Source organism: Myceligenerans halotolerans, assembly GCF_054782975.1.
Genome location: NZ_BAAGRL010000053.1, coordinates 17275 through 40375, shown reverse-complemented (window position 1 = coordinate 40375; position 23101 = coordinate 17275). Strand labels below are relative to the sequence as shown.

At 73.8% G+C, this 23101-nt stretch carries 19 protein-coding genes; 7 read left to right on the top strand and 12 right to left on the bottom strand.

The window, feature by feature from the left end:
* Positions 1 to 61: 61 nt before the first annotated feature.
* The 4 genes from ACYVK5_RS23360 to ACYVK5_RS23345 all read left to right on the top strand — a co-directional run bounded on the left by ACYVK5_RS23360 (position 62) and on the right by ACYVK5_RS23345 (position 4670).
* Positions 62 to 1312 carry an aspartate kinase gene (locus tag ACYVK5_RS23360; RefSeq protein WP_460708375.1) on the top strand — a complete coding sequence of 417 codons (1251 nt, stop codon included), beginning with the start codon at positions 62 to 64 and terminating at the stop codon, positions 1310 to 1312.
* Positions 1309 to 2079, top strand: a complete 771-nt coding sequence (locus tag ACYVK5_RS23355) for an amidohydrolase family protein (RefSeq protein WP_460708374.1) — start codon at positions 1309 to 1311, stop codon at positions 2077 to 2079. Before ACYVK5_RS23360 ends, ACYVK5_RS23355 begins: the two co-directional genes overlap by 4 nt.
* Positions 2076 to 3392, top strand: a complete 1317-nt coding sequence (locus tag ACYVK5_RS23350) for a phenylacetate--CoA ligase family protein (protein ID WP_460708373.1) — start codon at positions 2076 to 2078, stop codon at positions 3390 to 3392. Before ACYVK5_RS23355 ends, ACYVK5_RS23350 begins: the two co-directional genes overlap by 4 nt.
* Positions 3393 to 3467: 75 nt before the next feature.
* Positions 3468 to 4670 (top strand): FAD-dependent monooxygenase, encoded by a 1203-nt coding sequence (locus ACYVK5_RS23345; RefSeq protein WP_460708372.1) that lies wholly within the window; start codon positions 3468 to 3470, stop codon positions 4668 to 4670.
* Positions 4671 to 4749: 79 nt separating this feature from the next.
* Here the strand turns inward: ACYVK5_RS23345 and ACYVK5_RS23340 are convergent, their stop codons facing one another.
* Both ACYVK5_RS23340 and ACYVK5_RS23335 read right to left on the bottom strand, forming a co-directional pair.
* The gene (locus ACYVK5_RS23340) at positions 4750 to 5124 is read right to left on the bottom strand and encodes a VOC family protein (RefSeq protein ID WP_460708371.1); all 375 of its coding nucleotides are present in this window, start codon (positions 5122 to 5124) and stop codon (positions 4750 to 4752) included.
* Between the two features lie 48 nt (positions 5125 to 5172).
* Positions 5173 to 5649, bottom strand: coding sequence for an AtaL-like protein (locus ACYVK5_RS23335; RefSeq protein WP_460708370.1), 477 nt, complete (start codon positions 5647 to 5649; stop codon positions 5173 to 5175).
* 301 nt (positions 5650 to 5950) lie between these two features.
* Between ACYVK5_RS23335 and ACYVK5_RS23330 the strand changes: the two genes are divergently transcribed.
* Complete coding sequence (locus tag ACYVK5_RS23330; RefSeq protein WP_460708369.1) at positions 5951 to 7420, top strand: MFS transporter; 1470 nt, start codon at positions 5951 to 5953, stop codon at positions 7418 to 7420.
* On the opposite strand, the gene ACYVK5_RS23325 is transcribed toward ACYVK5_RS23330, so the two are convergent.
* The 3 genes from ACYVK5_RS23325 to ACYVK5_RS23315 are packed head-to-tail and all read right to left on the bottom strand — an operon-like array spanning position 7389 to position 12573.
* Positions 7389 to 10217 (bottom strand): helix-turn-helix transcriptional regulator, encoded by a 2829-nt coding sequence (locus ACYVK5_RS23325; RefSeq protein WP_460708368.1) that lies wholly within the window; start codon positions 10215 to 10217, stop codon positions 7389 to 7391. The genes ACYVK5_RS23330 and ACYVK5_RS23325 overlap by 32 nt on opposite strands.
* Positions 10214 to 11842 carry an FAD-binding oxidoreductase gene (locus ACYVK5_RS23320; protein WP_460708367.1) on the bottom strand — a complete coding sequence of 543 codons (1629 nt, stop codon included), beginning with the start codon at positions 11840 to 11842 and terminating at the stop codon, positions 10214 to 10216. The genes ACYVK5_RS23325 and ACYVK5_RS23320 overlap by 4 nt, the downstream gene beginning before the upstream one ends.
* Positions 11839 to 12573, bottom strand: a complete 735-nt coding sequence (locus ACYVK5_RS23315) for a glucose 1-dehydrogenase (RefSeq protein WP_460708391.1) — start codon at positions 12571 to 12573, stop codon at positions 11839 to 11841. The genes ACYVK5_RS23320 and ACYVK5_RS23315 overlap by 4 nt, the downstream gene beginning before the upstream one ends.
* Positions 12574 to 12757: 184 nt before the next feature.
* On the opposite strand from ACYVK5_RS23315, the gene ACYVK5_RS23310 reads away from it, so the two are divergent.
* Positions 12758 to 13261 (top strand): SRPBCC family protein, encoded by a 504-nt coding sequence (locus ACYVK5_RS23310; protein WP_460708366.1) that lies wholly within the window; start codon positions 12758 to 12760, stop codon positions 13259 to 13261.
* Positions 13258 to 15117, top strand: coding sequence for an FAD-dependent monooxygenase (locus ACYVK5_RS23305; RefSeq protein ID WP_460708365.1), 1860 nt, complete (start codon positions 13258 to 13260; stop codon positions 15115 to 15117). Before ACYVK5_RS23310 ends, ACYVK5_RS23305 begins: the two co-directional genes overlap by 4 nt.
* Before the next feature lie 21 nt (positions 15118 to 15138).
* Here ACYVK5_RS23305 and ACYVK5_RS23300 read toward each other — a convergent pair whose 3' ends face one another.
* From ACYVK5_RS23300 to ACYVK5_RS23270, 7 genes are all read right to left on the bottom strand, one after another.
* Entirely contained in the window at positions 15139 to 15585 is a 447-nt protein-coding gene (locus tag ACYVK5_RS23300; RefSeq protein ID WP_460708364.1) for a MarR family winged helix-turn-helix transcriptional regulator, read from the bottom strand.
* Between the two features lie 65 nt (positions 15586 to 15650).
* The gene (locus tag ACYVK5_RS23295; RefSeq protein WP_460708363.1) at positions 15651 to 17093 is read right to left on the bottom strand and encodes an RNA-guided endonuclease InsQ/TnpB family protein; all 1443 of its coding nucleotides are present in this window, start codon (positions 17091 to 17093) and stop codon (positions 15651 to 15653) included.
* Positions 17094 to 17193: 100 nt separating this feature from the next.
* On the bottom strand, positions 17194 to 18342 hold the full coding sequence (locus ACYVK5_RS23290; RefSeq protein WP_460708362.1) for a 3-dehydroquinate synthase II family protein: 1149 nt from the start codon (positions 18340 to 18342) through the stop codon (positions 17194 to 17196).
* 55 nt (positions 18343 to 18397) lie between these two features.
* Positions 18398 to 19204, bottom strand: a complete 807-nt coding sequence (locus ACYVK5_RS23285) for a 2-amino-3,7-dideoxy-D-threo-hept-6-ulosonate synthase (RefSeq protein ID WP_460708390.1) — start codon at positions 19202 to 19204, stop codon at positions 18398 to 18400.
* A 47-nt stretch (positions 19205 to 19251) separates the two neighbouring features.
* Positions 19252 to 20427, bottom strand: a complete 1176-nt coding sequence (locus ACYVK5_RS23280; RefSeq protein ID WP_460708361.1) for an IS701 family transposase — start codon at positions 20425 to 20427, stop codon at positions 19252 to 19254.
* A 155-nt stretch (positions 20428 to 20582) separates the two neighbouring features.
* Positions 20583 to 22481 carry an anthranilate synthase family protein gene (locus ACYVK5_RS23275; RefSeq protein WP_460708360.1) on the bottom strand — a complete coding sequence of 633 codons (1899 nt, stop codon included), beginning with the start codon at positions 22479 to 22481 and terminating at the stop codon, positions 20583 to 20585.
* Complete coding sequence (locus ACYVK5_RS23270) at positions 22478 to 23101, bottom strand: isochorismatase family protein (RefSeq protein WP_460708359.1); 624 nt, start codon at positions 23099 to 23101, stop codon at positions 22478 to 22480. The genes ACYVK5_RS23275 and ACYVK5_RS23270 overlap by 4 nt, the downstream gene beginning before the upstream one ends.

The window sequence follows — 23101 nt, the reverse complement described above, 5'->3', positions numbered from 1 at the left end:
GCGGTGAACTACTCGATCAGGTAGTGACCGGAACCGGACAAATTGGCTAGCGTCCCATGACGTGACCGAGACCGTGGTGAAGAAGTTCGGAGGCAGCTCGCTGGCGTCCGCCGACCAGGTGCGCGCCGCCGCCGGGACGGTTGCCGCCGAGCACGCGAACGGCACCGCCGTGGCCGTCGTCGTGTCGGCCCGCGGCGACACGACCGACGAGCTCCTCGCCGCCGCCGACGCCGTCGGCGCGGGGACGGCCGCCCCGCCCCGCGAGATCGACCAGCTCCTGTCCACCGGGGAGATCGCCTCCGCCGCGCAGCTCGCCATCGCGCTGCACGCCGCCGGGGTCCCCGCCGTGTCGCTGACCGGCGCGCAGGCCGGCATCGCCGTCACCGGCCTCCCCGGCGCGGGGACCGTCGAGTCGATCGACACGACGCGGCTGCGTGACCTGCTCACCGCCGGGACGGTCCCGGTGATCGCCGGCTTCCAGGGGGCCGGCGACGCCGGCGACGTCGTCACCCTCGGCCGGGGCGGCTCGGACACGACCGCCGTCGCCCTCGCGGCGGCGCTCGGCGCCCAGCGGTGCGAGATCTACACGGACGTGGCGGGCATCTTCACCGCCGACCCGCGACTGGTCCCGGACGCCCGGCGGCTGCCCGACGTTCCCGGCCCCGTCATGGCCGAGATGTCGTTCGCGGGAGCCCGGGTGATGCACTCGCGCGCGGTCGAGCTCGCCGCGCTGCGGGACGTGGACCTGCAGGTGCGCAGCTCCCGCGGGACCGGCGACGGCACGACGATCGTCGCCCGGCCCGCCGACGACGGGCTGGAGAGCCGGGGCGCGGTCCTCGCGGTGACGCACGACCGCGGCGTGGCCCGGGTGCTGCTGGAGGCCGAGCGGGATCTGGCCGCAGAGGTGTTCCAGGTGCTCGCCGAGCACGGCACGCCGGTCGACGTGGTCGCCCGCTCGGGCCAGCACGAACCGCAGTTCCGGATGGGGTTCACCATCCCGTCCGCGCAGCTGGAGCGGGCCTCGGCGGCCCTGCGCGAGACCGTCCGGAGCCACGGCGGGCACCTGCACGTCAACGACGACGTCGGCAAGGTGTCCCTGGTCGGCACCGGACTGCTCAGCCGCCCCGAGCTCGCCGCCCGCGCGCTCGCCACCCTCGCCCGCGCGGGGATCCCCACCAGCTGGCTCTCCACCACGCAGCTGCGCACCTCCGTCACCGTCCCGCGGGACCGGGTGCCCGCGGCGGTGGCCGCCCTGCACGACGAGTTCGAGCTCGCGGGCGAGCCGTCGGCGCATCCGGCCGGTGTCCGGTGAGCGGATCCGTGCACGCCCTCTTCGACTTCAAGGTGCGGCTGGCGCCCCGCCCGGGCGCCGCCGAGAAGCTGACGGAGACGCTCGCCGCGAGCGGCATCGGACGCGCCGCGGTCTCCGCGGGCGGCGTCGTGGACCTGCCGACGCTGTCCCGGCAGCTCGTCGAGGGCGGGCATGTCACCACCGATCCGGACAACGACGAGGTGCTGGCGTTCTGCCGCCGCAGCGCGGAGCGGTTCGTGCCGTTCTACTTCGCCAATCCCCACCGGCCGCCCGGGGAGTACGCCCGCCGCGCGGCGGAGTTCCGGGGATGCGAGATCTCCCCCGCGGTGCACGGCGTCCCGCTCACCGATCCGCGCGTCGCGGCCCTGGTCCGCGTCGCCGCCCGGGCGCGGCACCCGGTCTACGTGGTGTGCCTGATCCGCCCGGGCTGCGGGGTGGCGGACCTGGTCGCGCTCGCGCGGGCGCACCCGGACGCCACGTTCGTCCTGGGCCACGCGGGCACCGGGAACATCGACCTGCACGCCCTGGAGCTGGTCGCCGACGTGCCGAACGTGCTGGTCGAGACCTCGGGCGGATACACGAGCGTGCTGTCCGCGGCGCTGCGCCGGCTCGGGCCGGAGCGGCTGCTGTTCGGCTCGGAGTACCCCTTGCAGCATCCACAGGTCGAACTGGCCAAGTTCCGCGCCGTCGGGATCACCCCCGACGCGTGGGAACTCGTCGGCAGGCGCAACGCGCACCGTGTTCTCGGACTGGAGGAACTTTCATGACCCCGACCCTGACCTCGTTGCCGCAGATCGGGCAGTGGGACAGCCTCGCCGGCCTGACCGAGCTGCAGGACCGCCGGCTGCCCCGGCTGCTCGCCCGCGCGGCCGAGTCCCCGTTCTACCGTGACCGGATCGGCCCGGCGACGCCGTCGTCGGCCCGCGACGTGCTCACCGACCTGCCGCTCACGTCGAAGCAGGACCTGCGCGACGCGTACCCGTTCGGCATGCTCGCGGTCCCGGGCCGGGAACTGGCCACTTATCACGAGTCGAGCGGCACGGCGGGGCAGCCCACCGCGTCCTACTACACCGCCGAGGACTGGATCGACCTCGCCGAGCGCTACGCGCGCAAGCGGGTGGAGATCGGGCCCGACGACGTGTTCCTGGTGCGCACCCCGTACGCGCTGATGATCACCGGGCACCTCGCCCACGCCGCGGCGCGGAGCCGCGGCGCGACCGTCGTCCCCGGCGACAACCGCTCGGCGGCGATGCCCTACGCCCGGGTGGTGCGCGTGCTGCACAAGCTCGAGGTCACCCTGTCGTGGTCCATGCCGACCGAGACGCTGCTGTGGGCCGCCGCGGCGGACGCGGCCGGCCTGCGGCCCGGCGACGACTTCCCCGCGCTGCGGGCGCTCTTCGTCGGCGGCGAGCCGATGACCGACGAGCGGCGGGCGCGGATCAGCGGGCTGTGGGGCGTACCCGTGGTCGAGGAGTACGGGTCCACCGAGACGGGCAGCCTCGCCGGCGAGTGCCCGGAGGGCGTCCTGCACTTCTGGGCGGACCGCGCCATCGGCGAGGTGTACCACCCGGACAGCGGCGACGTCACCGCCGAGGGCAGCGGCCAGCTCGTGGTGACTCCCCTGTTCCGGGAGGCGATGCCGCTGCTGCGCTACAACCTCGAGGACGACGTCGAGCTCTCCTGGGCCGACTGCGCCTGCGGCTGGCAACTGCCCACGATCCGGGTCCTCGGCCGCGCCGCGTTCGGCCACCCGGTGGGACGCGCGCGGGTGGCGCAGCATCAGGTCGAGACGCTCGTGTTCTCCCTTCCCGCCGCGTACGGGGTGCTGTTCTGGCGCGCCAAGGCGGACCCCGAGCGGCTCACCGTCGAGATCGAGGTGGCCCCGGAGCACCGGGCCGCGGCCACCGCCGAGCTCTCCCACGCGATCCGCGAACGGCTCGGCGCGCCGTGCGAGGTGCGCGGCGTCGAGCCCGGGACGCTGGTACCGCACGACGTCCTCACCGCCACCCAGGACGTGGTCAAGCCGCGGAGCCTCTTCGGCCCCGACGAGGACTGGAGCAAGGCGCTGCTCTACTACTGAGCGGCTCCACCACCGCACCGCTACCACCGGACGGCGCGGGACTTCCGCACCGTCCGGCGACCGAGGGGAGTCATCGTGGAGGTCCAGGCACGGCACACGGGCAGGGTCGCGGTGGTCGGCGCGGGTATCGCCGGGCTCGCGCTCGCCGCGGAGCTGGGGCGCGCCGGCATCACCTGCCGCGTCTTCGAGCAGGCGCCCCGCCTCGGCGAGGTGGGAGCGGGGATCCAGCTGGCGCCGAACGCCGTGCGCCTGCTGCACCGGCTCGGCCTCGCGGACGTGCTGCGCGACGTCGCCGTCCGGCCGGAAGCCATCGAACTACGGCGCTGGGACGACAACCGGGTGATCGCCCGCACCACGCTCGGTGCCGAGTGCGAGGACCGCTACTCGGCCCCGTACTACACCGTCCACCGGGCCGACCTGCACGGCGCGCTCGTCGAGACGGTCGGCACGGACGTGATCGAGCTGGACCGGCGGTACGAGTCGGTGAGCGAGACGGCCGACGGCGTCCGGATCGGGTTCGCCCACGGCGCGCCCGTGGCGGCCGAGGTGCTGGTCGGGGCCGACGGGATCCACTCGACCGTCCGCAAGGAGCTCAGCGCCGACCGGCCGCGGTACTCCGGCCAGGGCATCTACCGCTCGGTGGTGCCCGTCGAGGCCCTGCCCGCGATGCGCGACGAGCCCAAGGTCGTGCTCTGGCTCGGGCCGCGCCAGCACCTGGTGTGCTACCCGATCTCGGCCGGCAAGCAGGTCAGCGTCGCCGCGACGACACCCGTGGTCGAGTGGCAGCCAGAGTCGTGGACCGCCCCCGCCTCGCCCGGCGACCTGCGATCCGCCTACGCGGACTGGCATCCGGCCGTCCGCGCCGTCGTGGAGGCCGCGGAGCAGGTGACCCTGTGGGCGCTGCACGACCGGGACCCGATCCCGGACTGGACCACCGGCCGCATCGCCCTGCTCGGCGACGCCGCCCATCCGATGCTCCCGTTCTTCGCCCAGGGCGCGAACCAGGCCGTCGAGGACGCGTGCGTCCTCGCGGCCTCCCTGTCGCTCGCCGGCGGCACCAGGGACGTGGCCCCCGCCCTCGCCCGCTACGCGGCCGCGCGACGCGACCGCGCCGAGAAGGTCCAGGAGATCTCCCGGCGGAACTCCCGCGCCCTGCACGTCGACGACGGCTCGGCGCAGCGGGACCGGGACGCGCAGCTGAGCCGCTCGCAGCGGCTCGCCGAGCAGGAATGGCTCTACGGCTACGACGCGACCCGCGCCGTCGGCCCGGACGCCTGAGCCGCAGAGGCCCGAGCCGGCCCCCGGAGACCGGGAACGGCCCGGCCGCGCGGCAGCGCGACCGGGCCGGACCGATCCGTCAGGCGAACTGCCAGAGGCCGACGGTGTTGCCCTCGGGGTCCGCGAAGTACGCGACGAAGCCGAAGTCGCCCACGGGCTCCTTCTCCTGCACCCGCTTGCCGCCCGCCTGCTCGATCTGCTGCAACGACTCCTCGATGTCGGCGACGTGCACGGTGACGAGCGGCGCGGTGATCGCCCCTCCCCGGGCCGCGAGACCGCCGTTGATGCCACCGGGCTCGGTCGGCTGGCCGTTCTGGTCGGACGGCGTGGTGCCGACCATCGCCGAGTCCTCGCCCTGCGGCATCACCGTCCAGCCGAAGATCTCCCCGTAGAACGTGCTCGCCCTGCCGAGATCGTCGGTGGGCAGCTCGAAGTGCATGACGCGTCCGCTCATAGGTGGTGCCTTTCCTCTCGGGTTGTCGTTCCTGACCACGGTGACCGGTCAGGACGCCACGGCGTCGTGCGCCGCCGCGTAGAGCCGCGCGGTGTTCACCGTCGCCCGCGCGGTGTCGTAGAAGAGCAGGTCGTTCTCGGCGACGAACCCGCTCTCGCGCCGGCTGCGCTCGATTCCCGCGGCCGACAGCGTCGCGGTGAACGTGAACGTCAGACGCCCCTCGGCGTCCTCGCCGATCTCGTTGGTGATCGTCGTCAGGTCGGGGTTGTCCAGCTGGGTGAACACGATGCGCCTGCGCGGCTCGAGCTCGACGCGCTCGCGGACCGTCACGGACCCGCGCAGCTCGATCTCGCGGGTGAAGCCGTCGTCGAAGCGCTCGAGGACCGTGGCCGCCGTGATGGACGGGACGTAGGACACGGGATTCGCCGCCTTGTGGACCAGGATCTCCCACAGCCGGTCCGCCTCGAGGAGCGGATACTCCTGTTCTTCGTCGTTGACCACGACCGTGTGCTGGAACATCACCATGACTGAGCTGCCTTTCCCCGACGGGTGCGTCACCGGACGGGCTCAACTCTTCTGCCGGCCGGCGGGCCGGGCATCCCGCGTTCGCGGGATCTTTCCGCGGCGCTCGTGGCGCCCGGCCCGGATCACGCGTTCACGTGATGCACTCCCGGCCCGCCGCTCGCGACGATCGACACGGATGTCAAGAACGATCCGCGCGCCGTGTCAGGTTCGGCCGCGCGCTCGTGCGTCCACCCGTTCGATCGGGACCGGTCCACGCCGACCGGCTCGATCCGCCTCGATCCACAAGGAGTGATCCAGTCCGATGAGCAGCGACGTCGAGAGTTCCTCGACCGGTACGACCGCCGGCCGGTCCGCGCAGGCCGGGCAGCCGGCACCGGCCGGACGGCCGGGCGCGGCGCGCAATCCATGGGTGGTGTTCGGCGTTCTGGCGCTGATCGAGTTCATCACCGTGATGGACGCGTCGGTGGTCAACATCGCCCTGCCGTCCATCCGCGACGGCCTCGGCTTCTCCCCGACGACGATCGCCTGGGTGGTGGACGGCTACCTCGTGGGATTCGCCGGCTTCCTGCTGCTCGCCGGCCGCGCCACCGACTTCGTCGGCCGCCGCCGGCTCTTCCTGGCGGGCGTGGTCGTCTTCACGGTCTTCTCGCTGGCCTGCGCGGTCGCGGTCGAGCCGTGGCACCTCGTGGTCGCCCGCGTGCTGCAGGGACTCGGGGCCGCGCTGGTCTTCCCCGCCGCCCTGGCACTGATCACCGACATCTTCCCGGAGGGTCCCAGCCGCGGGAAGGCGATGGGCCTCTTCAGCGGGATGGCCGGTATCGCCGCGCCGGTCGGCCTCGTGCTCGGCGGGCTGCTCACCACGGTGTCGTGGGAGTGGATCTTCCTGATCAACATCCCCATCGGCGTGGCCGTGCTGGTGGCGGGCTTCGTCCTGCTGCCGTCGCCGCGGCCGGACGTGCAGGGCCGCATGGACGTGATCGGCGCAGTGACCTTCACCGGCGGGCTGATCATGCTGATCCTCGCGCTCGTGCGAGGCGGCGCGCAGGGCTGGACGTCCGCGCTCACCCTTCTCGAGCTCGGCGTCGCCGTCGCGCTGCTGGTCGCGTTCGTCGTCCGGCAGCGGACCGCCTCCGCGCCGCTCATCCCGACGATGCTGCTCTCGATGCGCAACATCACGTTCGGCAACATCGTCTTCGCGCTCGTCGGGACGATCCTCATCTCCACCTTCTTCTTCATCACCCTGTACCTGCAGCAGGTGCGGGAGTACGACGCCCTCCAGGCGGCGCTGCTCTACCTGCCGGTGCCCCTGGGCATGTTCGCGGGCACGCAGGTGGCGCCGCGGGTCCTGCGGTTCGGGCCGCACAACGTGCTGGGCGCCGGGCTGGTGATCCAGGCGATCGCGCTGGCCGGCTGGGCGCTGGCCATGAGCGAGACCGGGCCGATCCTGCTCTCCTTCCACGTCCCCGCCACCGTGTGGGCCTTCGGCCTGGGCATGTCCATCGTGTCCTCGTTCGTCGTGTGCACGATGGGCCTGGACGGACCCATCGCGGGCGCGGCGTCCGGCATGGCCACGACGTCGTACCAGGGCGGCGGCGCTCTCGGCCTCGCCGCGCTGGCCGTGGTGGCGGACACCGCGACCCGGGGCGGTTCGAGCCCCGACGCGCTGATGGCCGGCTACACCGCGGCCCTCTGGTGCGCCGTCGGGGTCGCCCTGGCCGGCGCGCTGCTGACGCGGCTGATCATGGGGGGCCGGCAGCAGCCCGGGAGCTGAGAGGCCCGTGCGGATCGTCGTGGGCGAGCACGATCCGGGCCAGTTCCACCCGGTTCGAGACGTCGAGCTTCACGAAGGCGTGCCGGATGTGGCTGTCCACGGTGTGCGGCGACAGGAACAGCTGCGCCGCCACCTCCCGGTTCGTCCGTCCTTCGGCGACCAGCCGCACGACGCGCAGCTCGGAGCTGGTCAGGCCGGCCCAGCCCGTCCGGCGCCGGCCGGTCCGGGACGCCGCGGGGCCGCGCACGCCGAGCGAGCGCAGCAGGCGCCGGACCCGGCTCACGTCGTCGTGCGACCCGCACTCCGAATAGGCGTCGACGGCCTGCTTCGCCAGGGTGATCGCCGCGTCCTGCTCGCCCGCGCGGCGCTCGGCCCCGGCCGCGTCCTCCAGCGCGGCGGCCAGGCACAGGGGCCGCGGCCCGGCCCGGTGCGCCGCGACCGCCGCGTGCAGGAGGCCCCGGTCCTGGCGCAGCAGGCCCTCCGCGTGGTCCGCCGCCCCCTGCAGGGAGACGACGCGCGGGTTGTGGCCGGCGGCCTCGCGGGCGGCGGCGGCGATCGTCCCGCCGGCGGCACGGTCGCCGGCCGCCAGCGCGAACCGCACCAGCCACGGTCCCGCCAGCGGCTCCTGCACCAGCAGGTACGGGCGCTGCGCGAGGACGCCGACGAGCGCGCGGAAGGACCGCGCGGCGGCCTCCCGCTCCCCCATCGCCGCGTAGCACACCGTCCGCTCCCAGTGCCGTTCCTCGGTCAGCGCGCAGATGCCCTGGTCGAGGTAGCCGTCGGCCCGTGCGAGCAGGTGGCCGGCCGCCTGCGGCTCGCCCCGCAGCACCGCCAGGTGCGCCAGGGTGGCCAGCAGGGTCGGAGTGAGCGCCACCGCGTTCAGCTGCTCGGCCACCCGCAGGCCCGCCTCGGCCTCGGCCCGCGCGTCCTCCAGCTTGCCCGCGGCGAACTTCAGCTCGGCGTGGAACTGGTGGCTCATCGGCTGCGACCAGACCGTGCCCAGCTCGTCGGCCGCGAGCTTGTCGGCGGCGTACATCGCCTCGGCCTCCGGGAACCTGTCGGCGGCGCCGAGCGCCCGCGCCAGCCACAACCGCGGGTGCCGGTGCCGGGACTCGCCGCCGGACGTCTCGGCCGCCGCGACCCCCTCACGGGCCTGCCCGATCGCCCCCTCGACGTCCCCCTCGGCGAACGCGACCATGCTCGTGGCGCACCTGCCCACGACGACGGCCACGTCCGCGCCCGCGGACCGGCCGAGCTCGACGGCGCTGTACGCGGCGGTCCGCGCGGAGGACAGGTCGTCGAGCTGCAGGAGGGCGTGCGCCTGGACCGCGAGCAGGTGCGCCCGCTCGCCGGTCTCGCCGCCGGCGCCGGCCAGGGCCCGCCCGGCGAACTCGACCGCGTCCCGGTCCTGGCCGGCGTGCTTGAGGGCCTCCGCCAGGCCGAGCAGGACCGCCGACTCCGCGGCCGGCGGCATGCCGTGGGCCAGCGCCCGCTCCGCGAGCGCGCGCGCCTCGGCCAGGCGCCCCGCCGAGGCGAGGAACCGGACGGCGTCGGCGAGGAGCGGGAAGTGCCCCGGCCGCTGGCTTCCCTGCAGGTCCAGCAGGCGCAGGATGAGGTCGGCCGCGGCCGACGGCGCGGCCGGCGCGATGTCCGCGAGCGCGTCGCGGAACATCGCCAGTGTCGAGTCGTCGGCGCGCTGGGCCCCGCGCAGGAAGTGCTCGGTGACCTCGGCGGCGGAGCTTCCCTCGCGGCGCAGCACGGGCACGGCCTCGCGGTGCAGTGCCTGGCGTACGGTGCCGGGCAGGTGCGCGTAGACGGCCTCGCGGATGAGGTCGTGCCGGAAGGCCAGCCGGGCGCCGTCGTCGACGAGGAATCCGGCGGTGACCGCTTCCCGGGTGGCGTCGAGCGTCGTGGCGGCGGGCCGGCCGAGCACCCCGGCCGCGGCGTGCACCGTGAACGGGCCGGCCAGCACCGCTCCCGCCTCGATGAGGCTTCCCGCGTCCGCCGACAGTTCCCCGAGGCGGCGCTGCACGGCGGCCACGAACCCGGTCGGCAGTCCGTCGGAGACGGGGACGGCGGCGCCGTCGCGGATCTCGATGCGGCCCTCGGAGCGCAGCGTGACGAGCAGTTCCTCGAGGAGGAACGGGTTGCCGCCGGTGCCCGCCGCGAGCCGGAGGACGCCGGCGTCCGGCCGGGCGCCCAGGACGTGGGTGCAGAACTCGGCGAGGGTGGCGTCGTCGAACGGTTCCAGCGGTAGCACGGTCACGTCGGCGCCGCCGATGTCCGCGAGGGCGGGGCCGTGCCCGCCGGGGCGCTGGGCGAGCACCCACAGGACGGCGGCCGACCGGAGGGTCGGGACGAGGATCCGCAGGGCGAGCGCGGACAGTTCGTCGGCCCAGTGGAAGTCGTCGAGCACGACGGCGACGGGGCGGTCCCGGGCGAGTTCCTCGACGGCTTCGCCGAGGCGGTCGATGAGCCGGTAGCCGCCTCGCTCGGCGTCGGGGGCGACGTCGAGGGCCGCGCCGCCGGGCAGGGGCCGCGTGCTGTGCCGTAGTGCGGTGCGCAGGGTGCTCAGGGGGGCCGCGCGGTCGAGCTCGGTGGCGCGTCCGGGGGCGACGGTGAAGTCCTGCTGCTCGGCGCGGCGGGTGATGGTGGTGACCAGGCGGGTCTTGCCCATCCCGGCGGGGCCCTCGATGACCACGCACGCGCCGGCGCCCTCGGTGGCCGCCCGCAGCCGCCGGTCGACCGCGCGCAGCGTGTCGTCGCGGCCGACCAGTGGCTGCGGAGGCCGTGTCACAGGCGTACCGACTGCGCGTGGCGGAAGACGTCGTGCGGGTCCCACCGCCGCTTGACGTGCTGGAGGCGCCGGTAGCCGTCCTTGTAGTACAGCTCGGTCCATTCGACGCCCGACGTGTTCCAGGCGGGGTCGGCGAGGTCGGCGTCGGCGTAGTTGATGTAGCAGCCGTCGGTCTGCGGTCCGGGCACGGGTACGCCGCCGGTGGCCGAGAAGACGTCGCGGTACAGCTCGCGCACCCAGTTCAGGTGCATCTCGTCGGCGCCGGGCTCGGTCCAGGACACCAGGAACTGCGGCTTGAGGACGGAGTCGCGCTGCGGGGCCGCGGTCTCGTGCGGCGCGACGGCGTTGATCCGGCCTCCGTAGGAGGTGAGCAGCAGCAGGGCGCCGGGGTGCTGGTAGTCGGTGCGCGTGAGGTGGTGGTGGATCGCGGCGATCTGCTCGTCGGTGAACCCCTGGCGCAGGTAGGCGGACTTGATCTTGAACCGCCAGTTGGGGTTCCGGCCGCCGGTGAAGCCCGGCCACTCGACGGCGTGCAGCCACGGCAGCCGGCGGCGTTCCAGGGTGATCGGCCGCGCGCCGACGCCGGCGGCCATCTCGGCGAGGAAGTCGTCGAGCAGGCCGTCCGGGTCGCCCTGGCTCGCGTCCACCTCGACGGTCATGCCGAACGATCCCGCGACCCTGTGCTGCGGCTTGAGCTGGCAGAACAGTGCGTTCGCCGGGTCCCCCGGCGAGCTGTGGCGGGTGAGCCAGTCGCCGTAGTTGCGCATCAGGCGCGCGAAGCCGGCGTCGGTCAGGTCGCCCCACTGCCAGAGCAGGTCGGTCACGAGGGTCTCGCGCGGTCCTGCGGGGAGCAGCGAGCCCGGCTCCCCGGACGCCCCGGGCGTGCGGAACCAGTACCGCGTCACGATGCCGAAGTTGCCGCCGCCGCCACCGGTGTGCGCCCACCAGAGGTCGTGGTGCTCCCCGCCTCTGGTGGCCACGACGGTCCGGGCGACGCCGTCCGCGCCGGCGACGACCACCTCGACCGCGTGCAGGTGGTCGACGGTGAGGCCCAGGCCGCGGGACAGCACGCCGTAGCCGCCGCCCGCGATGTGCCCGCCGGCGCCCACCGACGGGCACGATCCCCCGGGGATGGTGACGCCCCAGCCCCGGAACAGGGTGTTGTACACGTGCTCCAGCGTCGCGCCCGCCTCGACCGCGAACGCCCCCGTCGAGCGGTCGTGGTAGACGCGGTTCATGCCGGCGAGGTCGATCACGACGGCGATGTCCGGGGCTGCCACGAAGTCCTCGTAGCAGTGCCCGCCGCTGCGGACCGCGACCCGCTTGCCGGTGTCGAGCGCCTCCTGCAGGGCGCGGGCCACCTGCCAGGGGGACGTGACGAGGCGGACGTGGTCGGGGTTCCCGGTGAACCGGAGGTTGGCGCCGCGCACCAGGTCGGCGTACTGCCGGTCGGATGGCAGGACCGTGGTCGGCGCGCCCGGCCGGCCGGCGGCGGTGACAGCGGAGGCCGGCGACGGTCCGCCCAGCAGGGCGGCGCCGCCCGCGGCCCCCGTGGCCGCGAGACCGGTCACGAACGCGCGGCGGCTGAACGCGGACACGCCGCGGCCCGCCCGCGGGCGGCTCACGTGAGGCCGCCGTCGGCGTGGAGCGTCTGCCCGGTGACCCAGGCGCCGTCGGGCCCGGCGAGGAACGCCACCACCGAGGCGGTGTCTTCCGGCCGGCCCAGCCGCCGCAGCGGCGTCTGGCCGGCGATCGCCTCGGCGTTCGCCCGCGCGCCCGCGTCGAGCATCGGGGTGTCGGTCGGGCCGGGCGCGACGGCGTTCGCGGTGATGCCGCGCGGCCCGAGCTGATGCGCCAGGGAGCGGGTGAGGGCCTCCACGCCGGCCTTCGCGGCGGCGTAGACGCCGAGCATCGGAGCGGCCCCGGCGGGGATCCGCGCCGAGACGTTCACGACGCGCCCGCCGTCCGAGAGTCGCCGCGCGGCCTCGCGGCAGGACAGGAACGTGCCGCGCAGGTTGACCGACACGACCCGGTCGAACTCGTCGGCCGTCATGGCCTCGATCGGCCCGCCGGTGGCCACGCCGGCGTTGTTCACCACGGCGTCCACCCGGCCGAACTCGGCCATGGCGGCGTCGTACAGCGCCCGGACGTCGTCCTCGACGGCGAGGTCGCCCGGGACGGTCAGGACACGCCCGGTCCCGCCACCCTTCCCGATCGCCTCGGCGGTGGCCTCGGCGCCTTCCTTGTTCCGGTGGTAGTGCACGACGACGTCCGCGCCTTCCCGGGCGAGCCGTTCCGCGATCGCCCGGCCCATCCCCCCGGAGCCTCCGGTCACGATCGCCGTCTTCCCTTGCATGGTCACGAGCAGCCCCTCTCGGATCGTTATGCGCGTAAATGTTATGCGCATCACGACTGGCCGCGTCAAGGAATGTGTGCCGCCTTCCGGGTCACGAGAACACGTGATGTCGCCGCACGCCCGGCGCACTCAGACTCGGACCTGCACACCGGCCCTGCGCGTCGATGGAGAGGTTCCGCGATCCATGAGATCCAGCCAGCCCGAGAATCCCGCGAGCCCCGCAATGCCCGAGGCACCCGTGGCGCCCGACCCGGCGTCCGGCACCTCCGGGACGCGGCTGTCCGCCACGCTCCCGGTCCGCCTGGACCGTACGCGGCTGTGGCAGGAGCTGCTGCGCAAGGCGGAGAACCCGGTCCCGTTCATCCCGGCCGTCGTCGGGTGCACGGTGCTGGAGCGCGATCCGGACGGACTCCTGCGCGAGATCGTCCTCGAGGACGGGCGGCGGGAGCGCGAGCGCGTCGTGTTCGCCCCGCCGGGCCGCATCGAGTTCGAGCAGGTCACGGACCCGCTGCTGACCCGGATCGTGAACGAGATCAGCGAGGACGGCGGGCAGCTGTGGCTGACCCTGCACGTCGACCTCAGCGCCGAGGGCGTGGCCCGCGGCGCCGGGTTCGAGGCCGGGACGCGCCAGTACTTCGCGGGCACGCTGCGGTCCATCGTCGACACCCTGCACGGAGCGGTCCGATGACGGCCACGATCAGCACGCCCGTCCTGATCGTCGGGGCCGGCCCGGTGGGCGCGACCCTCGCGCTCGAGCTCGCGCGGCACGGTGTGTCCAGCCTGGTGGCCGAGCGGTCCGCCACGCCCTCCCGGCATCCCAAGATGGACTTCGTCAACGCCCGGAGCATGGAGCTGTTCGCCCGGCTCGGCGTCGCCGGGGACATCCGTGCCCGGGGCGTGCCGCCCGGGCACGAGTTCATCTTCCACTGGTCCCGCACGTTCGCCGAGCCGCCGGTCGCCACGTGGCGCTACCCGTCGGTCGACGCCGTACGGGAGTCCATCGCCGAGCACAACGACGGCAGCCGTCCGGCCGAGCCGTACCAGCGACTCCCCGGGTCGATCCTCGAGGACGTCCTGCGCGAGCATGCCCGCGCGCACCCCCTGATCGACCTGCGCGAGGGGTGGCGCGTCACCGAGCTGGAACCGGACGCGCCGGGCGCCGTCGTCGTGGGCCCCGACGGCGAGCGCCACGAGGTCTCGGCGACGTACGTCGTCGGGTGCGACGGCGCGGGCAGCTCCGTGCGGCGCCGGCTCGGCATCGGGCTGAGCGACTCCGGGCCGAGCGCCGACCACTGCGACATCTACTTCACCAGCCGGGATCCGGTGCTGCGGCGTCACGGCCGGTACTTCCTGTCGATCGTGGGAACGGGCGTCACGCTGGTGTCGCGGGACGAGGACGTGACCTGGACGGCGGCCCTGCCGGTGCTCGGCGACGAGCGGGTACGCACGGATCCGGTCGGCGCGCTCAAGGAGCGGATGGGCGTGGACTTCGCCATCGACGAGGTGCTGGACGTCACGCAGTGGCAGGGGCGGCTGTCGGTGGCCGACGAGTACCGGCGCGGGCAGGTCTTCCTGGCCGGGGACGCCGCGCACCAGTTCTTCCCGACCGGCGGTCACGGCGCGAACACCGGCATCGGCGACGCGGTCGATCTGGGCTGGAAGCTGGCTGCCTGTCTGGACGGCTGGGGCGGCCCGGCGCTGCTGGACAGCTACGAGGCCGAGCGGCGCCCGGTGGCGCTGTTCAACCGGCAGATGTGCCACAACCTCCTGGAGGTGTGGCAGCGATTCCCGGCGCTGGCGGCCGAGGGTGCCTCCCGGGCGCACCTGACGGGGTTCCTCGCGCAGGACGCCTACCAGATCGACAACATCGGCATCCATTGCGGCTACCGGTACGAGAGCTCGCCGGTGGTCCGGCACGAGGACGGTGAGGCGCCGCCGTGGCACTGGCGCGAGATCGTCCCGACGACGTGGCCGGGCGGGCGGGCGCCGAGTCTGCGGCTCGCCGACGGGACGGCGTTGTACGGGCGGTTCGGGCCGGGGCTCACCCTGGTCGACCTCACGGGGTCGCGCGCGGGGGCGCCGCTGGTGGAGCGGGCCGTGGCGCGGCGGATCCCGATGACGCACCTGGCGATCGACGACGACGCCGTGCGCCGGGCGTGGGAGAGCGACCTGGTGCTGGTGCGCCCGGACCAGCACGTGGCCTGGCGGGGCGACGCCACGGCGGCGCGGGACGAGGCGGCGTGGGACGAGGTGCTCGACGTGATCGGCGGGGCGGACCGCGCTCCGGTGCCGGCCGCGGCGCCCGAGCCCGAGCCCGAGGCCGTGGAGGCACCGGCGCCCGGCTTGCCCGCGGTGCTGAACCATCTGACCGACCGTGAGCGCGCCATCGCGCGGCTCGTGCGCCGCGGGCTGACGAACCGGGAGATCGGTTCGCGGGTGTTCCTGTCGCCGCACACGGTGAACTACCACCTGCGGCAGATGTTCCGGAAGCTCGACGTCGGCTCGCGCACCGAGCTCGCGGGGCTCGTGCCGCGCGACCTGTGAGGGGTCCTGGGCGCGGGGCGCTCAGTGCCTCGCGCCGAGGCCGGCGGCGAGGTCGCCGAGCGCGGCGATGAGCGCGGGGACGCCGGTGGCGTCGAGCCCGGAGACGGTGGTGTCCGCCAGTTCCTGCCAGACGGCGCGCAGCTCGGGCACCAGCGCGCGGCCGCGGTCCGTCAGGGAGACCGTGACGGAGCGGCGGTCGTCGGGCGACGGCGCGCGGGTGATCAGGCCCGCGGCCTCCAGCTTGCGGACCATGAGCGTCACGCTCGGCGGCTCGCAGCCGGCGCCGGCGGCGAGCTGGACCTGTGTGCGGGGCCCGTGCTCGTCGAGCTGCAGGAGGATCACCTCCTGCCCCGGGTGCAGCCCGAGGCGGGCGAGCATCGAGGCGGCCAGCGCCCGGTGGCGGATGCCGACCTGCCGGATCGCCTGGTTCAGTGCTGCGGCCTGCTCGTAGCTCAGGGCCTGGGTCATGGGCTCAACCTACGGCGTGTTTGGGAGTTGATTCCCGCACACCGCCCTTCTCGGGCGTCCAGTGGTCAGACTGCGGGTGCGGTCTGGGTGCTGGTTCCTGCTTCAGCCAGGACGATCCGGCGGGCACGAGTGTGCGGTGCCGGGTGGTCCTGTCGGCGGGCGTTGATGACGGGGCCGGCTGTCTGACGGTCCCCGGCTCGGGCGGTATCACCGGATTGGTGGGTCTTGGCCCAGGCGGCGAGATTGATCGCGGCGTTCAGATCGCGATCCAGGCATGCTCCGCACGCTTCGCACTCGAAGGTGCGGTCGGTGAGGGTCAACGTGGTCTTCCTGGCCTGGCAGGTGGAGCAGGTCTTGGACGAGGGGAACCAGCGGTCCGCGACCATGACGTGTCCGTCGCGCCAGGCCTGCTTGTACCCGATCTGCCGGGCCAGCTCGCCCCATCCGGCATCTCCGATCGCGCGGGCCAGCCGCTTGTTCTTGAGCATGCCGGTGATGTTCAGGTCCTCCAGTACCAGCCGGTCGTGGGTCTTGACCAGCTTGTTGGACACCTGATGCACGAAATGAGCTCGCTGGGCGCGGATGCGCTCGTGCTCCCGCGCCAGCCGCGCCCGAGCCTTCGCCTGATTGGCCGAGCCACGCTTCTTGCGCGACACGGCCCGCGCCAGCCGTCGCAGCCGGGGTAGCCCGTTGCGCAGCGCCCGCGGTGCGTCCTCGATGCGAAGGACCTCGATGCCATCGGCGTCCGCGGCGACCACCGCGGCCTTCAGCCCGCGGTCTACCCCCACCCATCCCGATGCGTCGGTCTGGGGGCGTGGCGTGTGCCGGTGCGCCGGGTGGAGGTCAGCGGCCTGCACGGTCAGGCTGATCCACCACCGTCCGCCCGCACCCCGCGAGATCGTCGCGAACAGGATCCGGGCCCGGCCCTTGGCGATCATCCGGCGCAGACGCCGGGTGTCATCGTGGACGGGCAGGGTCCCGATCTTCGGCAGTGTCACCGACCGGGGCTCCGCACCGCCGACCTGGATCGAGGCACGGCCCGTGGCGGACATCTTGTTCCGGACCCGGAACGAGCCCGCCGTCGCGGCCTTCTTCTTGAACCGCGGGTGCCCGACCCGGCGCCCGGCACGCTTGCCCGCACGGGAGTGAGTCCACGCCTTCAAGGCCCGGCCCACGTCGACCACGGCCTCCTCCAGCACCTGCGCAACGACCTGGCTCCGCCAGGCCAGCCCCGTCACCACAACCGACGTCGCACCATCCAGCCCGACGACGAACCGGCGCCCTGCCGCCGCAGACCTCTTCCACCTGTTGAACGCATTGATCAGCGAGAATCCCGACCACGGCACGTCCTCAGACACCCCGCCGCGGGCAGACCGGTCACGTGCGGCCAGGTGCAACTCAAGAGCCTTGTTGAACGCGAACCGCGCCGCACCCACATGCCGGGCAAGCACCACCCGCTGCTCGACCGACGGATCGAGACAGAAACGGAACGTAGCGTGCCTAGACATGACACGAACACTAGTACGACACACCGACACCCGCCCACCAAGCTCCAAACACGGCCTAGCCCGCGCCGGGCGGCGCGGACCAGGCCGAGCCCTCCCGCCCTTACCGCTCCAGCGAGAACTCGTTGATGGCGTACCCGACGTGCCGGTCCTCGCGGGGCAGGTAGCCCCAGACCCGGTCGCCGTTTCTCAGCTCGGTGCTGTTGAGCACCCGGTAGCCGTCCGTGCCGTCGGTGCCGTCGGTGCCGGTGTCGCCCGGCCCCAGCACCCGCACGTGCCAGTCGTCCTGCAGGATGAGGTTGACCTCCTCGCCCTGGGGGCCGACGGCGTCGACGGAGATCAGCGGCCGCGACTCGATCTTGACCCGCCCGACGGTCACCAGGCGGGTCCGGCCCTTCACGTCGACGGCCAGGACCTTGCTGCCCGCGTGCAGCTCGCTGAGGTAGTTCGTGCGGCCGTCGGCCGACATCGTGTAGGAGTGGATCGCCCCGGCGTTGACCCGGAAGGGCCGGGTCGGCATGTAGGGCAGCGGGTGCGTCTCGCTGACGCACAGGATCATGCCCTTCGAGTGGGAGCCGACGAGGATGCCCTCGTCCTTGCCGAAGTAGGCCGTCGTGTCCACGCAGGCGCGCTCGCCGATCCCGATGTGCGCGGTGCCGGTGACGGTGAGCTCGACGAGGTCCACGGGCGCCGGCTGGGACGTGGCCGCGGCCTGGAGGGCGGTCACCTCGCCGACGGCGCGCGGGGCCATGGCGACGCCGTCGGACCCGTGCTCCAGGACCGTGAAGACGACCTCGGCCTCGGTGACGTCCGCCACCTGCGTGATCGTGCGTCCCTTGTGCTCGCCGCGCCCGGCGCCGGCGGCGGCGAGCACGATCTCCAGCGGGATCTTCGTCGGGTCGCGGAAGACGAGGTACGTCCACGACTCCTCGCGGGCGGAGGAGCACGCCTCCTCCAGGGTCGGCGCGTCCACGACGTCGACGTAGCGGCCGACCTCGACGTCCGGGTGCCTGCTCGCCACCGTCCGGGTGTCGCCGTGCCGCTCGACGTCGACGAGGAGGACGTCGACGCCGGTCAGGTCCTCCGGTACGGCCCCGCGGGGGATCAGGACCCGCGTGACGGTCGGCGGCAGGTCCGCGAGGACGGCCGGCTCGGCGGCGATCACCCCGCTGACGCGCTGGTGGATGGCCTCGGTCGTGACGGCCTCGGTCAGGTCGCCCGTGTCGCGGATGTCGATCCAGCAAAGCCTCATGCTCGTATGCCCTTTCGTGGTGGGTCGTCGTAGCGGGTCCGGTCGGTGGCGCGCGTCAGGAGGTGGTCTGCAGGCCGGCCAGCCGGGGTTCGGGGACGTCGATGTGGATCAGGTCGGCGATCCGGCGGGCCAGGGCTCCCGGGTCCGGGGACTCGAAGATGTTGCGCCCCATCGCCACGCCGGCCGTCCCGGCGCGCAGGAGCTCGGCCACGTGGTCGACGAGCTCCGGCTCCTCGACCTTCGGCCCGCCCGCGGCCAGCACCGGGACCGGGGAACGCGCCACGATCGCGCGCATGTCCTCGAGCGAGTCGGTGGCGACGGTCTTGACGATGTCGGCGCCGAGGTCGACGCCGACGGCGATCGCGTGGTCGACCAGCTCCGGACGGTTCGGGCGCTCGAGCCCGGGGCCCCGGGGGTAGACCATCGCGAGCAGCGGGAGGTTCCACCGGTCGCACGCCTCGGCCACGGCGGCGAAGTCGGCCAGCTGCTCCGCCTCGTGCCGCGAGCCGAGGTTGACGTGGATGCTGACGGCGTCCGCGCCGAGCCGGACGGCCTCGGCGACGCTGGCGACCAGCCGCTTGGCGTCCGGGTCGGGCGCGTGCCGGGTGCTCGCACTGAGATGGACGATCAGCGACATCCGGGTGAATCTCGACGGGTCGATCTCGCGGACGCGGCCCTTGTGCAGCACCACGGCATCGACGCCGGCGCCCGCCAGCCGTCCCACCAGGCTGTCGAGGGTGGTCGAGCGGGCGATCGAGCCGCTGGTCACGGAATGATCCAGCGGGACCACGAAGAACCGCCGGCTCATATGTCCCAGACGGAGCATCCGCAGGTTCCGGCCGAAGGGGTAGTTCGACAGCATGGGCACCTCACTCAGGGTTCGGTTCGGAGTCGATTCGTTCGGGGAGTTCACACGGCCGCCGTTTCCAGCCGCGCGAGAGCGTCGATCGCGTGGGCGGCCGACGCGAGCGTGAGATGGCGATGCCAGCCGCCGTAGGAGCGGCCGGCGAAGTCGCGCAGCCCGGCCGTCGCGCACGCCGACACGAACGCGCGCTCCACCTGGTCGAGCAGCCGCGTGAGGTCGTGCAGCGCCGCCGGGGGCGCCGTCGTGACGTTGGTGAGCCACGCGCCGGCCGGCCACGGCTCGGCCAGACCGCCCAGCCCCACCAGGGCGAGCGGTTCGCTCCCCCGTACCCGCCCGGCGTCGGCCGCCAGGTGGACGGGGACCGTCGCGGCGAAGACCGGGAGCCCGCTCGTCACCGGCATGACCGGACGCCGCATCCGGCCGTTCGCCTCCAGGATGCGCCGCGCCCGTGCCGGGCCCGTGCCGGACGCCGCGTCGGCCGGGACCAGCCGCAGCGACCGGTCCACCCGGAACAGGAACGGGAGCCGGTGCGTCCGCAGCTGCGAGACGACGTCGGCCACGTCCACGTCCCGCGCGTCCATGACCACCGGCCGCCGGGGCAGGCCCCAGTCGTCCGTCATGCTCGCGCAGGTGCTCACGATGATGTCCACCAGGCTCCGCTCCCGCACCGTGTCCGGGATCTGCGCGCTGCGGCGGTAGCCGACGTCGTCCAGCCACGTCTTCGGCAGGCGCAGCTGCCAGTCGACCGGGCTGCACCCCGCGCTCGACACGGCCCACACGTCGACGGCACGCTGCGCGTTGAGCGTCCTGCCCTCCGCCGGCTCGAAGGTGCGCTCCACGCCCACCGAGCTCGTGCCCGCCTTGGGGAACACCGACCGGTGGACCACCCACGCCCGGGGCGGCATCGTCCGCACGAGGTGGTGGGCGGTGGCGCGGCGGACCGGCTGCCAGTCCCACGGCGAGCTGCTCACGAAGTGGTGCAGCCGCTGGGCGGCGGCCGACCCGCCGATGGCCCGCGAGATGCTCCGGATGGACTTGCGTCCGCGCGTCACCAGCAGGGCGTGAACGTACTGCATCGCCTTGCGGCGCTGGTCGTTGCGGGTGAGGGAGGCGAACAACGTGGGTCCCAGCTCCCCCAGAATCACCTCCTGCGGGGTGGGGCCGGCGATCGGGTACTCGGGAGCCGTGAGAGGGGCCGGGCGCAGCACGAGCTCGGGCATGGTGTGCCTTCCGTGACGGGAGACCGCCGAACTCCCGGGATGCGGAATCACGTCCGCTGTCCCGATAATTCGGATATCACCGTGTTTTGCCCCCGCACGAAGAGTGTGCGGCTCCGGAGTGTCGGAGTGCGTCACGCATCTACGCGATATCACGGTCACGCCCCCGCGGGTTCGAGAGCCGAACGGAGCGCGTCCGCCGCCAGCCGGGCCAGGATCCGGTCCCCGCCGATCGTCAGCACGGACTCCGCGTGGAACTGCGCCGAGGTGAACGTGGCCCCGCGCAGCGCGTGCACCTCCCCGCTCCCCGGATCCCGGCACACCTCCACGCGCCCGGCGCCCGGCGACTCGATCTCGTCCGCGCCCGCCACCGCGGTGAACGAGTTGTAGAACCCGACACGCTCCACCCGCCCGAAGAGGTCGATCGTCCGCTGCACGCCCTGGTGGGGGCGCTCACGGCGCGCGACCCGCAGCCCCAGCTCCCGGCTGAGGACCTGATGACTCAGGCACACCGCCAGGAAGGGGCGGCGCACGGCGAGGAAGCGCCGGACCTCGGCCCGCAGGTGGCGCATCTTGGCCGAGGCGAGGTCCCCCGGGTCGCCCGGCCCTGGACCGAGCACCACGAGGTCGTGGTCCGCGGCGTCGTAGGGCTCGTCGAACCGGCGGACGGTCACGGCCGCGCCCGTCGTGGCGAGCTGGTGCACCATCATGGCGGTGAACGTGTCCTCCGCGTCCACGACCAGCACGCTGCGCCCGACGAGCTCCGGCAGCAGTCCCTCATCCGCCGGGGAGTCCAGCCAGAAGCCGGAGAGATGCTCGTTGCGGCCGTCCAGCGCGGAGCGGACCTCGGGATGCCCGGCGAAGCCGCGGCGCACGGGCGCCCGGAGCGCGGAGAGCATGCCCTCGGCCTTGGCGTGCGTCTCCGCCACCTCGCCCGCCGGGTCGGAGTCGCGCACGATCGTGGCGCCGACCGCCAGGCGCAGCCGGCCCGAGCCGTCGATGTCCGCCGTGCGGATCAGGATCGCGGAGTCCATGGTGCGCCGTCCGGCGTCGTCCCGGCCGATCAGCGCGGCGACGCCGCTGTAGTACCCCCGGCCCTCCGGCTCGTACCGCGCGATGACCCGGCAGGCGCTCTCCAGCGGGCTGCCCGTCACCGTCGGGGCGAGGAGGGTCTCGCGCAGGATGTCGCGCGGGTCGCGCGTGGTGCGGCCGGAGATGAAGTACTCCGTGTGCGCGACGGCGGCCATCTCCTTCAGGTACGGGCCGGTGACCCGGCCGCCCCCGTCGCACACGCGCGCCATCATCTTGAGCTCCTCGTCCAGGACCATGGCCAGCTCCCCGGACTCCTTGCGGTCGGCGAGGAACTCCATGACCCCGGGCAGGTCCGCCCCGCCGGACGGATACCGGTAGGTGCCGCTGATCGGGTTCATGACGGCCACGCCGTCGCTCAGGCTGACGTGCCGCTCGGGGCTCGCCCCGACCAGGACGCGCTCGCCCGTGAACACCACGAACGTCCAGTGGGCACCCTGCTCCCGCTCGAGCAGGCGGCGGAAGACCGTGATCGCGCCGGTGGCGGGCTCGGCGCCGAGGTCGGCGGTGAACGTCCTGCGGAGCACGAAGTTCGCGCCCTGCCCGCCGGTGATCTCCTCCTCGACGACGCGCCGCACGCGCTCGGCGTAGCCCGCGTCGTCGGGTTCGACCGACTCGCCCGACAGCGTCACCGGGCGATCGGGGATCCGCTCGATCACCTCGTCGAACGGCACCCGGAGGCTGTCGGTCACGGTGAGGGCGACCAGCGGCGTGCCGTCGTCGGGGGCGTCGAACCCGCGCTCGGCGAGCTGCCGGTACGGCAGCAGCAGGAGGACGTCGTGGGCGCCCGCGCCCGCCGTCGCCTCCGGGAGACCGACGTCGGCCAGCCGGCCGGGGTAGGAGACGTCGCCGGTGAGCACGTCGACGACATGCCGCCCCCCGGTGCCGGGACGGTGCAGCAGGGCGAACGGGCCGGGAGCCGGCCCGAGCACGCGGTCGAGCAGGTCAGGAACGCTGCCGGAGGTCACGCCAGCACCTCCTTCGCGGACAGGACCACGGCGCAGCGGGCCGCGGCATAGGCGAGGGCCTGGTGGTGCTCGGCGGCGGAGAAGTCCGCCGTGGCGTCGCCGACGACGAACGTCTCGATGTCGTGGGAGAAGGACTCGATCGCGGTGGCGAGGATCCCGACGTGGGCGTACACGCCGCACACGACGAGCTGGTCCCGCCCGGCGGCACGCATCCGGGCCAGCAGGTCGGTGTTGAAGAACGCGCTGTACCGCCACTTGGTGAGCATCCAGTCGCCGTCGGCGGGCGCGAGCTCGTCGACGACGGCGCGCTCGGCGGGGGTACGGCGCATGCCGGGCCCCCAGAAGTCCTTGAGCAGTCCGCGCTCCTGCTCGGTCATGTCCCCCGGCTGGGCGGTGAACGCGACCGGCACTCCGGCCGCGGCGGCGCGGTCGCGCAGCGACACGGTGTTCGCGACGAGCCGGCTCCGGACGGCGGGGGGCAGGTGGTCGAGGAAATATCGCTGCATGTCGTGGACGAGCAGAACGGCGCGATCGGCGCGGACGCTCCAGCCCACGGTGTTCGCGGGGAGGTCTGCGGCGTCGGGCAGGGGGTAGTCGGCGATCTGAGGTATGCCAGCCAT